Here is a 13570-nt window from a genome sequence, read left to right on the forward strand (position 1 = left end):
GGTTACATTCCGAACCCGGAAGCTAAGCCTTTCAGCGCCGATGGTACTGCAGGGGGGACCCTGTGGGAGAGTAGGACGCCGCCGAACAATTTTTAGCCTCGGTCCCGAGTATCGGAAGATACTCGGGACCGAGGCTTTTTTATTTCATCGACGGCCGACCGGGCCGCCGCGTGTCCGAGAGCCGGACAGGTGGTACCTGGGCACACGGGTCCCGAGCAGGAACGAGGGAACTAACCGGGGCGTGACCCACCTCATGTGCCCCTAGGGATCTCCGGAAACGACGACGGCGCACCTTCCCGCCCTGGGAAGGTGCGCCGTCTTCAGACCGGGCGGGGCGTCAGGCCTGGGGGTTCAGCATTGCCGCCGCGGTGGCCAGGTCGGTCTCGGCGCCGGTGGTCAGCGCGTACAGGGCGTACCCGATCGGGGAGGCGTCCCACAGGTGCTTCGCCTGGGCTGCCAGGCCGGGGTGGACGTGCCCGCCCGCCTGCCCGTACGCGATGAGGGTGGCTTGTAGCATCTCCTCGCCCGCGGCGCCGTACTGGGCGGACAGGTCACGGGCGGGGTCGTCCACGCGGGCGGTGGTCCAGTCCAGGACCCCGGTGATCGTGCCCTCCTCGTCGAACAGCACGTGCGCGGGGTAGATCTCGCCGTGGGTCATCACGGTCTGCTCGGGCCAGCAGGTGTCGTCCTCGAGCCAGGCCTGCCAGGCATCGGTCAGGGCGGGGGAAACGGTGAAGGCCTCGCTCACGCGGGCGACGTCGTCCCGCCACGCCTGACGTACCTGGGCCGGGGTGCGGACCTCGACGCCCGCGGCCTCGGCCTGCTCCGGGGGGATGGAGTGCAGACGGGCAAGCAGGCGTCCCAGGCGCTCGGCGTAGTCCGGGCTGGCGGGGTCCATGTGCCAGTTGGGCGCCCCGGCGTCGGTCAGGGTCAGGCCCGGGGCGCCGGGCAGGGCCGGGTAGGCGATCAGCTCGGGGGAGCGGACCTGCCAGTCGGGGACCGCGACGCCGTCCTCGGCCAGGACGGGGGCGACCAGGCCGAGGATGCGCGTCTCGGCGGCCATGCCCTCGGAGACGTCGGCGCGGCGCGGTACGCGCAGCACCCACCTCTGGCCGGTCGCGTCGGAGGCCATGACGACGCGGTAGTCCAGGCCCGCCTCGTTCACGGTGGCGTCCTGCGCGGACAAGTGCGGGCCGTGGGCGGCGGCCAGGGCGATGACGTCATCGATCATGCTCATGGGACCACGCTCTCACTCGCGCCTACGCCACCTCCAGCTCTTTTCCTCACCAGCCATACTGACAGGCCACGTTCGGAACATCCCTCAGCAGTCGTCCGCGTTGTGGCGGTTCAGCCCACCAGGGTTCGGTGGGGCCACCGTGCGCGGGCCTGCTCCTGGGAGCGCATCAGCGCCAGCGTGGGCAGGCCCTGCGACGCGCCCTGGGCCAGCAGGTCCGGCAGTTGGGGCAGGGGTGCCACGGCCGCGACATCGTCCAGGACGAGGGTGAGTGGTGGGTCGAGCCGACCGGAGGATGACCGTTCGGCCATGCGCCGGCCGTGCTCGACCACGTGTGAGGCGAGTGCGGTCAACAGGGGCATCGCACCCGGATGGGTCCGTGGGTCCTCGATGGACTCGCCCATCACATACAGCGTTCCCCCTTCGCCGATGAATGACTCCAAAGCGAGGGAGTCGGACCGGCCGGGGTTGCAGGCGTCCCTGATGTGGATCGAGGACAGCGCCGCCAGCGCACGGGCCGTCAGCTCCTGGGCCATGTCGCGGCGTTCCGGGTGCGCGGTGAGCATGGCCTCCAGCTCACCCGCGGAGCCCCCGGCGGCCTTCGCGTGCGTCCGCAGGATCCGCACCGGCTCATGCGCCGAGTTGCCCTGCGCCCAGCGGTGCACATGACGGAACGGGCGGCCGTCCACGGCGGCCGCGTGCAGCCAGCAGCGGAGCATGGTCTCCGCTGCCTCCACCATGGGCCTGTCCGCGGCGTGGAGCGGGCGTACGGGGGCGAGGAGCGCGGTGGCACGGGCGGCCGCGGCATCGCGGGACTCACAGCCCGCCGCGGGGTTCCAGCGCAGCCGGGCCGGGGTGTCGAGAAGGTGGGACGGGTCGAAGACATGGGCGGGGCCGAACTTCGCGCGCGCGTCCTTGGTCGTCGCCCACAACGCGGGGTCGCTGGTGACGACCAGGACCGGGCCGTCGGCCTCCAGGACGGCCTCGGACGCGGCGTCGCCGCGCTGTGTGCCGTAGAGGACGCGGGAGTGCGTCGGCTCGGCCCCGGGGAACCCCGGGCCGCCGCGTGGGGTGGGGACCGGCTGGAGCGCCGCCGTGCCTGATGAGGCGGGCGTCTCGGCGATGTGGTGGTGGGGCGCCGCGGTGCCCGCGTCGCCGTTGCCGGCGTGGCCGTTCCAGGGGCCGTACGGGGCTGTGGGTGCGCTGGGGTGTCCGACTCCGGGCTGTCCGGCGACCGGCGCGGCCGGGCGCGGCTCCGTACCGTTCGTCGCGCAGTCGGCCTGCTGCCCGGCTTGCTGTCCGATGGATCCGGGACCGCCGGGCGTCAGGCCGGTCGCCGAATCGGCTCGATAGCCCTGGAGGTTGCCGTCGGGCCGTGTGCCCGGCGCGGCCGCCGCCCCGAGGGCCCCGGCCTCCTGCCCGGAACCTGGCCCCGGCCCTGACCCTCCCGGCCCGGCCGGACCGTTCCCGGGGACGTACTCGTGTCCTCCGTCGGCCTCACGCCTGTCCTCAGGACCGCCAGAGTGCCCGGTGTCCCGCTTCGCCGCCGCGGCGTCCTGCCGCTCCGCGCGGCGCCTGGCGCGCACCGCGCGATAGCGCGTGGCGGTGCCGATGACGAAGACCGTCAGCACGATCAGCACCATCAGCTCGCTGATGAACAGGCCCCAGAACAGCCCGTATCCCGACAGCTGTTCCTTCGGCGTGTCGGGCCAGGCCGCGGCGAGGTCGTGGGGCTGCTCGGCCAGGGAGCGCATCGCCTGCGGCGTGCGGAGGAAGCGCACGGCGTCCGGCCAGGCGCCGTGGGCGAAGAGCCCGGCCAGCCCGGTCGCGGTCCACACCAGCCCCGTCAGCCCCAGGACGAAGACCATGGCGCCGATCAGCAGCCCGTCCGGGATGCCGCCCTGGGAGGCCGGGGGTCTGCCCGGCTCTCCCGCACCGCCGTGGCCGCCCTGCCCTCCGTGGACCCGCCCCGTCGTCACGTCAGGCCACCGTCGACCCGTACGAGGGCCCGCCGTACGCGTCCGCCTCGGCGGCCTCCTGGGCGAGCTGCTGCTCCATGGCCGCGGCCGCCCGCTCCTCGGCCTCCGCTTCCGCTTCGGCCGCGAGCTGGACGGCCAGGCCGTCCTCCGTCATGGCCCGGTCGGTGTAGACGAGCGGCCGCTCGGCCTCGGTGATCAGGTGTTTGACGACCTGGACATTGCCGTTGACGTCCCAGACCGCGATGCCGGGCGAGAGGGTCGGGATGATCTCGACCGCCCAGCGGGGCAGGCCGAGCACCCGGCCGGTGGCCCGGGCCTCGTCGGCTTTCTGGGCGTAGATGGTCCGGGTCGACGCCATCTTGAGTATCGCCGCGGCCTCCCGCGCCGCCGCGCCGTCGACCACGTCGGAGAGGTGGTGGACGACGGCGACGAAGGACAGGCCGAGCCGGCGCCCGAACTTCAGCAGCCGCTGGAAGAGCTGGGCGACGAAGGGCGAGTTGATGATGTGCCAGGCCTCTTCGACCAGGAAGATGCGCTTCTTGCGGTCCGGCCGGATCCAGGTGTGCTCCAGCCACACCCCGACGATCGCCATGAGGATCGGCATGGCGATCGAGTTCCGGTCGATGTGGGAGAGGTCGAAGACGATCAGGGGGGCGCTGAGGTCGATGCCCGCCGTCGTCGGGCCGTCGAACATGCCGCGCAGGTCGCCGTCGACGAGCCGGTCGAGCACCAGGGCGACGTCGAGGCCCCACGCCCGTACGTCGTCTATGTCGACGTTCATCGCCTCCGCCGACTCCGCCTCGGGGTGGCGCAGCTGCTCGACGATGTCGGTCAGCACCGGCTGGCGGTCGACGATGGTCTGGTTGACGTAGGCGTGGGCGACCTTGAGGGCGAAGCCGGAGCGCTCGTCGAGCCCGTGGCCCATCGCGACCTCGATGATCGTACGGAGCAGGGCGAGCTGCCCCGTCGTGGTGATCGAGGGGTCCAGGGGGTTGAGGCGGATGCCGCCGTCCAGGGCGGCCATCGGGTCGAGCCGGATGGGGGTGATGCCCAGCTCCTGGGCGATCAGGTTCCACTCGCCGACGCCGTCCTCGCCCTGGGCGTCGAGAACCACGACCTGGCGGTCGCGGAACCGCAGCTGCCGCAGGACGTAGGTCTTCTCCAGGGCCGACTTGCCGTTTCCGGACTCGCCGAGGACCAGCCAGTGCGGGGCGGGCAGCTGCTGTCCGTACAGCTGGAACGGGTCGTAGATGTACCCCTTGCCGGAGTACACCTCGCGCCCGATGATCACGCCCGAGTCGCCCAGGCCCGGTGCGGCGGTGGGCAGATAGACGGCCTGCGCCTGCCCCGTGGACGTGCGGACCGGCAGCCGGGTCGTCTCCACCTTCCCGAACAGGAAGCTGGTGAACGTCTCGGTGATGGCGCCAATCGGATCGGCCACGGCAGAGCCCCTATCGTCCCAGTCGTCTCTATCGCGCTATCGCTCTATCGCCGGATGCCGGTCGCGAACGGCAGTGTGTTCACAAAGGCACGGTGGTGCTCGCGGTCGCACCACTCGAGCTTCAGATAGCTCTTGCCCGCCGAGGCCCGGATGGTCCGCTTGTCGCGGGCGAGGGCTTCGGGGGAGCGGGAGGAGACGGTGATGTAGCCGACGAGATTGACGCCCGCGGCGCCGCTCGCCAGGTCCTCGCCGCGCTGGTCGAGCCGGCCGTGTGCGGCGATGTCGCGCGGGTCGACGGTGCGGTTCATCTTGGCGGCGCGGCTGGCCTCGGCCTCGTCGTTCGTCTTCTCCGTCAGCATCCGCTCGATCGCGATCTCGGTCGGCTCCAGGTCCATGCAGACCGCGACCGTACGGATCACATCGGGGGTGTGGACCAGCAGCGGGGCGAGGAAGTTGACCCCGACCGGGGTCATCGGCCACTCCTTGACCCAGGCGGTGGAGTGGCACCAGGGCTCGCGGGTGCTCGACTCGCGGGTCTTGGCCTGGAGGAAGGTGGGCTCCATCGCGTCCAGCTCGGCCGGCCAGGCGTTCCGCTGGGTCATGGCCTGGATGTGGTCGATGGGGTGGTCCGGGTCGTACATGGAGTGGATGAGCGAGGCCAGCCGGCCCTGGCCGAGCGGCTGCCGCACCCGGATGTCGGCCTCGGCGAGCCGGGCGCAGATGTCGGTCAGCTCGCGCGCCATGACCACGGCCAGGCCCGCGTCCTTGTCGAGCTTTCGGCCGCCGCCGCTGTGGCGGGTGGCGCGGGCGATGGCCTGGGCCTCGGCCGCCAGCTCGCGGGTGTAGTGCATGCAGGCGACCAGATAGGCGCGGTGCTGCTCGGAGGAGGTGGAGACCATCGACTGAAGCTGGTCGTAGGAGTCCTTGAGCCAGTTGGGGGCGTCTCCGTCGCCGCGCCGCTCCACGTCCTTGGCGTGCGCGTCGGGGTCGGCGGGGAGGGTGCGGGCCAGCATCTGGAGGCGGGTCACAAAGCCGTCGCCGTTGGCGACATGCTTGAGCAGGGTGCCGAACCGGTCGACCAGTGCCTCCTGGTCCTCGCTGTCCCGCAGCCCGACGCCCGGGCCCTCGATCTCGATGGCGGCGGTGACGGTGCGGCGGTCGGCGTGCAGGAGCACCGCGATCTCGTCGGGGCCGAAGGGCGCCGCCAGCCAGTTGATCCGGCCGATGCCGGGCGGCGGGCCGACCTCGACCTCGCGGCCGTCGACACGGGTGCCGGCCTCGGCGGCGGCGGAGCGGTAGGCGGCGCCGCTGCGCGCAATGCGCTTGTAGGAGCGGTTGATCTCGAACCACTTGTAGAAGGTGCGGCCGTTGTACGGGACGTACACGGCGGCCAGCGCGAGGGTGGGGAAGCCCACCAGGGTGGTGATGCGCAGCATCAGCACCGGGACCAGCAGCCCGCACATCATCCCGATGAACGCGCCCCCGATGATCAACGCGATTTCGCCGGTCTCGCGGTTCTTGCCGACGATCGCGCTGGGGCGGGCGCGTCCGATCAGATATGTGCGGCGAGGCGCGATGGGAGACTGGGCCTCGATCGTCACCGCCGGTCACCTCCGGGGTTGTTGCTGGAACCGCGGTTCTGGGCGCGGGCCGCGGATGCGGCCCCGCCGCCTCCGCCCCCGCCGCCGCTGGGGCGTGCGGTGCCGCCCCCGCCGCCCTGGCCGCTGCGGGAGCTGTGCGCGGCGACGCCGCCGGAGACCGGGTTGGCGGGCTTCGCCTGCCCGGGGCGGGCCGCGGCGGCGCCGCCCCCGCCGTCGCCGCCTCCGCGGGCGCTGTGGGTGTTGATGCCCTGCTTCACGAGGGCGGCCGGGGAGCTGATGATGGCGGCGGCCTGGCGGGACGCCGGGTCCGCGCTGGCGCTGCGGGCCTTGACGATCTCATCGCCGAAGCCGGGGACGAAGCGGTAGATCATCGCGCTCGCGAAGATGGCGAGGATGATGATCGCGAGGCCGGAGACGACGGCCGAGAAGGCGTCGGGACCCTTGTCGGACGTGGACAGCGCCCCGGCCAGGGCGAGCACTATCACGACCACCGGCTTGACGAGGATCACGGCGATCATGATCCCGGCCCAGCGGCGCACATGCCCCCACATGTTCTTGTCGACCAGGCCCGAGTAGACGGCGGTTCCCAGCAGCGCGCCGACGTACAGCAGGGCGGCGCGGATGACCAGCTCCAGGCAGAGCACGCCGGCGGCGAGGATGGTCACCAGCGACACGACGATGAGCATGATCGGCCCGCCGCCGATGTCCTCGTCCTTCTTCAGGGCCTGGGCGAACGAGCCGAAGAAGGTGTCGTTGTCCGCGCCGGTGCCGGAAGCGATGGCCTGGGTGACGGCGTCGGTCGCCGTGACGACCGTATAGAGGATGAGCGGCGTGAAGGCGGAGGCCAGGACCGTCAGCCACAGGAAACCGATGGCCTCCGACAGCGCCTCGCCGAGCGGCACCCCGCGGATGGCGCGCTTGGCGACGGCGAGCAGCCAGAGGATGAGGGTGAGGACGGTGGAGGCGGCGAAGACGACGGCGTACTGGCGGAGGAAGGCCTCGTTGGTGAAGTCGACGGTGGCCGTCTCCTTGACGAGGTCGGAGAGCTTGCCGACGAGCCAGGAGGCGGCGTTGGCGCAGCCGCGGGCGAGGGAGGCGGCGGGGTCGAGCGGGGAGGTGGGGTCGGATGTGCCGCCCCCGTCACCGTTGCCGTCGCACAGATCGCTGTATTGGCCGTCAAGCCCGCAGCCGTCGCCGCTGCCGGAGGGGGACGGAGTGGGTGATGGGGCGGCTGCGGCGTGACCCGCGAGGAGAAGGACGCCTGCGACCTGAATGGCTGCCGCTGCGGAACCGATCCAGAGGACACGACGGCGGTTAGCGGGCATACGTGAACCCTCCGAAGCCTTCTACAGCGTTCGCCATGTCCTCGGCGGAGGCGGCGGCTTGGTCGCGGCCCACGGGCGCCGGGCCGTCCTTCTGGGTGTACTTGGTTACTTTCCAGTCACCCTTGATCCATTGCAGTTCGAACGTATCCGTGTGCCAGCTCTCGGAGACAGGTCTGGTCGACCCTTCCCCTGCGATCCCGAAGAGGAGGGACTGCCATACCGCGATCCGGGCCGTGTCGCCCTTGAATGTCTCCACCTTGGTGCCCACCGGGTTCGTACGGGACACGAAGGTCATGCCGTCCGGGGGGTTGCCGCTGGAGTCAAGGCCGGCATTCGACAAGATCTTGTCACCCGAGAAGGCCTTGTCGAGGCGCTTGAGCCGGGCGGTCGCGGCGTCCGGGGCATAGATCGCGTTCACGATCTGCCGCCGACCGGTGGTCTTGAACATGTCGGCCGACCCCAGCGCCACCGCGTAATTCGCCGCCGCGCTCTGCGCCCCCTGCTCCGTCTTGGCGAACCCCGACGCGATCCCCGTCACGCCGTCCTTACCCTCCACGGGCCGCTCCCCCGTCGGGGCGGTGGCCCGGCTGCTCGCGCTCGGGCCTGAGCCGTCGTCGGAGCCGCTGTCCGAGGAGCTGTCTCCGCTGCCGCGGTTGGCGAAGGCGATGGCGGCGATGAGGAGCACGACGACGCCCACCACGGTGACGAGGTTCCGGCTGGGCCTGCCGGCGCGGCCGCCGCCTCGGCGGGGTGGGCCGAAGGGGTCGTCGTCGCCTTCGGGCAGGCGAGTGCGCGTCAGGTGGCCGCCGGAGGAAGCGCCGCCCGAGCGGATCGGGTCCTGGCCGTAGTCGCCGCCGTATCCGTCATCGCCGCCCAGACTCATCGCATGTACGCCCCTTCAAACGTGTCAATCGAGACAACCGTGTCCACGGTCCCCGCCGCGCCGGCCGCGGCATCAGCCATAGTCGCTCTCCGGCCACCGCTATACGACGGTAGCGGCGCGGACCGACGTCGGGGCGGGGCGGTGTGAGTGGACATCAAGCTGACACGACCTCAGAGGGCGGAGCGGGCATCAGGAAGCAGCCTCGGGTGGGGGAGGTGGACCAGTGGGGGGCTCGGGGGCGGAGGCTTGGGGGCGGGGTGTGCGCCGCGCGTGGGGGGGTCGGCTGTGCGAGCGGGTGGTGCGCTAGACGGCCATGCCGTACACGATCGTGAAGACTGTGCCCAGTGAACCGATGATGAACACACCGGTCAGTCCGGCGACGATCAGACCCTTGCCCTGTTCGGCGCTGAAGGTGTCGCGCAGCGCGGTCGCGCCGATCCGCTGCTTGGCGGCGCCCCAGATAGCGATGCCGAAGCAGAGCAGCAGGGCCACGGCCATCACCACCTCGATCATGACGCGGGCCTCGCCGCCCAGGTCGCCGAAGGGGCCCCAGTCTGGGGCGATTCCGCCGATGATGGTGTTGATGTCGCCCTTGTCGGCCGCTAGAAACATAAGAACTCACCGCCCCTTATGGGTAGTTGTGTGCCAACGTCGGTTGGCACATGCCAGCCTCTATCTTCGCTGACGATCCCGCTTCCGCATGTCGACTTGGCGGCATTTCTTGGCGGATCTCGTACGTGTTGTGGACCACGATGACCTGACCGGCGTACAAAAGCGTCGACGCGAGGCTTTCCGGTCACTGTGTGTATCACGCACCTGGGCACTGGGCAACGATCAGCGGTGGGGTCCGGCGGGGTCCGGCGGAGTCTGGGGATCGGCGAGCCCCGGCGCCGTGTGCGCCTCGCTCGTCCGCCCCGCTCCTCCGCCTCACTCCTCCGCGAAGTCGTCGAACTCGCCGGCCTTGACCCCCTTGATGAACGCCTCCCACTTCGCCTGGGTCGTCACCACGATGTTGTCCGGATCGTTGCTCTCGCGCATGTAGATCCGGCCATCGGGGCCTGCGGCCACCTCCAGGTAGGCCTCCTGCTCCCCGTCCTCCGGGGTCGTGGCCCGCTGCCAGTCGAGCTGCGTCATCGCGTGGTCCTTACGGGTCGGTATGAGCTCTGGGACGGGCCGGACTTTACGCGCTCCGCGTCCGTACGGGAGGCGGTCGAGGGGCGGGGCCGGGCGTACCGGGGGCAGGGGTGGGGCGCAAGGGTGGGGAGGGCCGGGGCACGCGGTGCGAACGGCCCCGCCCGCCCGTATGGTTTCGGCTGGCGGGCGGCGGATTTTCGCCGTACGTGCGGAAACACGTTCGTATGACGCGCCGATGGGGGAGGATGGCCGGGTGCGCAAGGTCTGGCTGGGCGTCAGTGTCGGTCTCGGGGTGTCGTTCTCGTTCGTCGCGCTCCTTGTCGTCGGTACGTACATGGTCGCCGCGGACCTCGCGGGCGGTAAGGGCGGCACGACGGTCGGGCTGGCCAAGGGCTCCGTTCCCGCCGAGTACCAGTCGCTGGTCCAGAAGTGGGGCAATCTGTGCCCCGCCATCAACCCGGCCCTGCTCGCCGCGCAGCTCTACCAGGAGAGTGGCTGGAACCCGAAGGCGCAGAGCCCGGCGAACGCCAGGGGGATAGCGCAGTTCATCCCGGGCACCTGGGCCGCCCATGGCGTGGACGGCGACAAGGACGGCGACAAGGACATCTGGGATCCGCAGGACGCGATCCCGTCGGCGGCCTCCTATGACTGCTCGCTCGCGGGCTATGTGAAGGACGTCCCGGGCGATCCGACGCACAACATGCTGGCCTCTTACAACGCGGGCGCGTACGCGGTGATCAAGTACTCCGGCGTGCCGCCGTACCGGGAGACCCAGAACTATGTGAAGACCATCACCACCCTGGCCAAGAGCTTCGCGGCGCCCGTCCAGCAGGTGCAGCCCTCGCAGCAGTCGGCCGCGGCGATCTACTTCGCGCAGAAGCAGCTCGGGAAGCCGTATCTGTGGGGCGGCAACGGCACGCCTGAGGACGGCGGGCGGTTCGACTGCTCCGGGCTGACCAAGGCGGCGTACAAGACCGTCGGGATCGAGCTGCCGCGCGTCGCCAACGATCAGTGGAACGCCGGGCCGCATCCGAAGCGGGACGAGCTGCTCCCTGGTGACCTGGTCTTCTTCGCGTACGACCTCGACGACCCGAGATCCATCCACCATGTGGGGATCTATGTGGGCGGCGGGAAGATGATCAACGCCCCGTACACTGGTGCCGTGATCCGGTTCGACAACATCGACACGCCGGACTACATCGGTGCGACGCGGGTGACCAAAGATGGCGCAAAAGCGTTGCCGACGGCGAACTCCGCGTAAAGGCTCCGCCCTGAGCTGCGACGATGGGTCACCCTTCGATAACGTCCTGGTGATCGTTGGGTAGAGAGCGGAACGCCCCGCTCGATAAGGGCGTTTCCTGGAAGTGGATCGGCAGCGGACAACATCGGCATCGATCGCGTTGACCAACGGGGGCCGGCAGCCGCATGTAGCGACAGGCAAGAGATAAGGGGCCACGGCACATGGCTGGACTCGCACTGGACGGGTCGAACCCTGATGTCAGCCTGCTCTACGACATCAATGGACTCGCCAAGGACGCTCCCCACTGGTTCGACCGCGTCATGGAGTTCGTCGGCGAGTACGGGATCATCATCGGGCTCGCGCTGGTGATGCTCGGCGCGTGGTGGAGCGTGCGCAAGCGTCCGCAGGACGCGCCGTCCGCCGTCGCCGGGCTGGTGTGGGCGCCGCTGGCGGCCGGTCTCGCGTTGCTCGCCAACATCCCGATCCGGGAGTTCGTGGAGCGGCCGAGGCCCTTCAAGGACCATCAGGGGCTGGAAGTCCTGGTGGCGGGCAAGACGGACTTCTCATTCGTCAGCGACCACGCGACGCTGACCATGGCGATCGCCGTGGGCGTCTTCATGGCCAGCCGGACGTACGGGGTGGCCGCGATCGGCCTCGCGCTGCTCGAGGGGTTCTGCCGCGTCTACATGGGCGTGCACTACCCGACGGACGTCATCGGCGGGTTCGCGTTGGGCACCGCGGTCGCGCTGCTGCTGGCGCCGCTGGCGATGATGCTGCTGACGCCGCTGACGACGGCGGTCGCGGGCTCGCGGGTGGGCTGGCTGGTGCGGGCGGGGGCGGCCCCCGAGGCCGGGCAGGGCGGGGAGTCCGCCGAGGAGGACGTTCCGGAGTTCTCCGAGGCCCGGCAGTCGGGCAGCGAGCGCCGCAGCAAGGACCTGGCGGCCTGACCACCGGCGCCCCGGCGCTCACAGCGGTTCATGACACACGGCGTGCGCGCCGGGCCCTGCGCCCGGCGCGCACGCCGCGTTTTGGCCTTCACACCCGCTGGGTCCCGGTGGTCAGAGCGCGTGCGGGAAGTCGAACAGCCGGTCCGGGTCGTAACGTTTCTTCAGCTTTGTCAGCCGGTCCGCCGCCGAGCCGTAGTACGCGGTGCGCCAGTCCTTGAGGGCGGCGTCCGTGTAGTTCTGGTACGCCGCTCCCGACGCATGGCGCCGCATCGCCGTGTGTGTCCCGTCGAGCCAGGAGAGCTGTGCGGTCCCGGCCCCGCCGGCCGCCCAGGAGGCGGTGTACTGCGCCAGGAAGCGCGAGCGGCGGTGCACGAAGGCGGTGGCCAGGGGCGCGACGCGGTTGACGGCCCCGCCGAGCGCGGTGAGCGCGATGCTGACCGCGCCCCCGCCGCCCGTACGGCGTCCATAGGCCTCCACCTGGCCGAGCATCGCGCGCAGGCCCGCCTCGCTCAGCGAACGGGCGTAGAAGTCGGAGCGGGCCGCGTACGTCTCGCGCTGGAGCACGCCGGAGGAGCCGCGGCCCGGGGTGTCGCCCGGGAGGCGGCACTGGGCGGTGCCGGTGTCGCCGCATCCGGCGTACATCCGCATCGCCTCCACATAGCCGCGGCGGCGCAGCGTGACGGTCGAGGCGGGGCCGGGCCCGCCCGGGCCGTCGGCGAGCCGGTCGACGGCGTTCTGCAGCTCCCCGTAGGTGCCGAGCGAGAAGCAGCTCACCGAGACGGTCGGGGTGCGTCCGGGGGAGGCCTCCAGATGGAGCGCGGACCAGATCTCGTCCGGCTGCTCCGGGCCCCACTTCTGCCAGGCGCGCAGCACCGTCGCCGCCTTGGCCCACGGCCACTTCATGTAGCAGGTGACGCCGTCGGCGGCCCGGTGGGTGCGGAAGCGGAGCTCGGTGACGACGCCGAAGTTGCCGTTGCCGGCGCCGCGCAGGGCCCAGAACAGATCGGCCTCGCGGTCCTTGGACACCTGGAGGCTCCGGCCGTCGGCGGTGACGACGGTCGCTCCGGTGAGGTTGTCGGACGTGAGCCCATACGCCCGGGAGACGACGCCGTGGCCGCCGCCGAGGGTCAGGCCGGAGATGCCCACGGTGGGGCAGGAGCCGCCGGGCACGGTGACGCCCGAGGCGCCCAGGGTGGTGTAGACGTCGATGAGTTTGGCGCCCGCGCCGATCCGGGCCTCGCCGGAGGAGGTACGGATCGACTTGAGCGCGGAGACGTCGATGACGAGACGGCCGTCGCCGCTGGACCAACCGGCGTAGCTGTGGCCCCCGTTGCGGATGGCGACCGGAGTGCCGTGGCGGCGGGCGAAGTCCAGGCACTCGGAGATGTCCGAGGTGTTCGCGACATAGGCGACGGCGGCGGGCCGCAGCCGGTCGAAGCGGGTGTTGTAGAGCTGACGGGCGGTGGCGTAGTCGGCGTCGCCGGGGCGTATCAGGTCGCCCTGAAGGCCCTTGCCCAGCGCCGTCCAGTCGGTGGCCCGTGCCTTGCCGTCGGAGCCCTTGGCGGAGGCCGAGGCGGAGGCTGAGGCGGACGACGAGCGGGCGTCGGAGGCGGAGGAGGGGGCGCGGGTGGACGGGTCGCCGTCGCCCGCCGACTGTCCCGAGTTCTTCTCGCACGCGGCGGTCCCGGCCCCCGTGGTCGCCAGTGCCGTGCCCGCTGCCAGTAGTGTCCGCCGGTTCATGGCGGCCTCCCGTCCCACTTGACGCTGCTGACCCACCAGTTGGCCG

General features: G+C 71.1%; 11 protein-coding genes and 1 rRNA gene. 3 read left to right on the plus strand and 9 right to left on the minus strand.

What is annotated here, in order from left to right:
* Positions 1 to 87 (plus strand): 5S ribosomal RNA (gene rrf, locus ABTY62_RS34970); the annotation flags it as partial.
* A 250-nt stretch (positions 88 to 337) separates the two neighbouring features.
* On the opposite strand, the gene ABTY62_RS34975 is transcribed toward rrf, so the two are convergent.
* From ABTY62_RS34975 to ABTY62_RS35010, 8 genes are all read right to left on the minus strand, one after another.
* Entirely contained in the window at positions 338 to 1237 is a 900-nt protein-coding gene (locus tag ABTY62_RS34975) for a macrolide 2'-phosphotransferase (RefSeq protein ID WP_352133436.1), read from the minus strand.
* A 110-nt stretch (positions 1238 to 1347) separates the two neighbouring features.
* Positions 1348 to 3102 (minus strand): type IV secretory system conjugative DNA transfer family protein, encoded by a 1755-nt coding sequence (locus ABTY62_RS34980; protein ID WP_352133570.1) that lies wholly within the window; start codon positions 3100 to 3102, stop codon positions 1348 to 1350.
* Between the two features lie 112 nt (positions 3103 to 3214).
* Positions 3215 to 4654, minus strand: coding sequence for an ATP-binding protein (locus tag ABTY62_RS34985; protein WP_352133437.1), 1440 nt, complete (start codon positions 4652 to 4654; stop codon positions 3215 to 3217).
* A 44-nt stretch (positions 4655 to 4698) separates the two neighbouring features.
* On the minus strand, positions 4699 to 6249 hold the full coding sequence (locus ABTY62_RS34990; RefSeq protein ID WP_352133571.1) for an SCO6880 family protein: 1551 nt from the start codon (positions 6247 to 6249) through the stop codon (positions 4699 to 4701).
* A 2-nt stretch (positions 6250 to 6251) separates the two neighbouring features.
* Positions 6252 to 7580 (minus strand): hypothetical protein, encoded by a 1329-nt coding sequence (locus ABTY62_RS34995; RefSeq protein WP_352133438.1) that lies wholly within the window; start codon positions 7578 to 7580, stop codon positions 6252 to 6254.
* On the minus strand, positions 7570 to 8463 hold the full coding sequence (locus tag ABTY62_RS35000) for a DUF8175 domain-containg protein (protein WP_352133439.1): 894 nt from the start codon (positions 8461 to 8463) through the stop codon (positions 7570 to 7572). The genes ABTY62_RS34995 and ABTY62_RS35000 overlap by 11 nt, the downstream gene beginning before the upstream one ends.
* A 303-nt stretch (positions 8464 to 8766) precedes the next feature.
* Entirely contained in the window at positions 8767 to 9075 is a 309-nt protein-coding gene (locus ABTY62_RS35005; RefSeq protein WP_311724613.1) for a DUF8827 family protein, read from the minus strand.
* Between the two features lie 315 nt (positions 9076 to 9390).
* Entirely contained in the window at positions 9391 to 9597 is a 207-nt protein-coding gene (locus ABTY62_RS35010; RefSeq protein ID WP_014177694.1) for a DUF397 domain-containing protein, read from the minus strand.
* A 235-nt stretch (positions 9598 to 9832) separates the two neighbouring features.
* On the opposite strand from ABTY62_RS35010, the gene ABTY62_RS35015 reads away from it, so the two are divergent.
* Both ABTY62_RS35015 and ABTY62_RS35020 read left to right on the plus strand, forming a co-directional pair.
* Complete coding sequence (locus ABTY62_RS35015; RefSeq protein ID WP_352133440.1) at positions 9833 to 10858, plus strand: C40 family peptidase; 1026 nt, start codon at positions 9833 to 9835, stop codon at positions 10856 to 10858.
* Between the two features lie 200 nt (positions 10859 to 11058).
* Positions 11059 to 11784, plus strand: coding sequence for a phosphatase PAP2 family protein (locus ABTY62_RS35020; RefSeq protein ID WP_352133441.1), 726 nt, complete (start codon positions 11059 to 11061; stop codon positions 11782 to 11784).
* A gap of 111 nt (positions 11785 to 11895) precedes the next feature.
* On the opposite strand, the gene ABTY62_RS35025 is transcribed toward ABTY62_RS35020, so the two are convergent.
* A complete protein-coding gene (locus ABTY62_RS35025) occupies positions 11896 to 13524 on the minus strand; it encodes an FAD-binding oxidoreductase (RefSeq protein ID WP_352133442.1) in 1629 nt (542 codons plus the stop codon).
* Between the last annotated feature and the right edge of the window lie 46 nt (positions 13525 to 13570).

It is taken from the genome of Streptomyces sp. NPDC097640, assembly GCF_040302705.1.
In the GTDB taxonomy this organism is placed as follows: domain Bacteria; phylum Actinomycetota; class Actinomycetes; order Streptomycetales; family Streptomycetaceae; genus Streptomyces.

What these genes read in the sequence shown, in the direction of transcription:
- ABTY62_RS35015 (WP_352133440.1), top strand. Translation starts at nt 9,833, where the DNA reads ATGGGGGAGGATGGCCGGGTGCGCAAGGTCTGGCTGGGCGTCAGTGTC.
- ABTY62_RS35025 (WP_352133442.1), bottom strand. Translation starts at nt 13,524, where the DNA reads ATGAACCGGCGGACACTACTGGCAGCGGGCACGGCACTGGCGACCACG.
- ABTY62_RS35010 (WP_014177694.1), bottom strand. Translation starts at nt 9,597, where the DNA reads ATGACGCAGCTCGACTGGCAGCGGGCCACGACCCCGGAGGACGGGGAG.
- ABTY62_RS34975 (WP_352133436.1), bottom strand. Translation starts at nt 1,237, where the DNA reads ATGAGCATGATCGATGACGTCATCGCCCTGGCCGCCGCCCACGGCCCG.
- ABTY62_RS34995 (WP_352133438.1), bottom strand. Translation starts at nt 7,580, where the DNA reads ATGCCCGCTAACCGCCGTCGTGTCCTCTGGATCGGTTCCGCAGCGGCA.
- ABTY62_RS35005 (WP_311724613.1), bottom strand. Translation starts at nt 9,075, where the DNA reads ATGTTTCTAGCGGCCGACAAGGGCGACATCAACACCATCATCGGCGGA.
- ABTY62_RS35000 (WP_352133439.1), bottom strand. Translation starts at nt 8,463, where the DNA reads ATGAGTCTGGGCGGCGATGACGGATACGGCGGCGACTACGGCCAGGAC.
- ABTY62_RS35020 (WP_352133441.1), top strand. Translation starts at nt 11,059, where the DNA reads ATGGCTGGACTCGCACTGGACGGGTCGAACCCTGATGTCAGCCTGCTC.
- ABTY62_RS34980 (WP_352133570.1), bottom strand. Translation starts at nt 3,102, where the DNA reads ATGGTCTTCGTCCTGGGGCTGACGGGGCTGGTGTGGACCGCGACCGGG.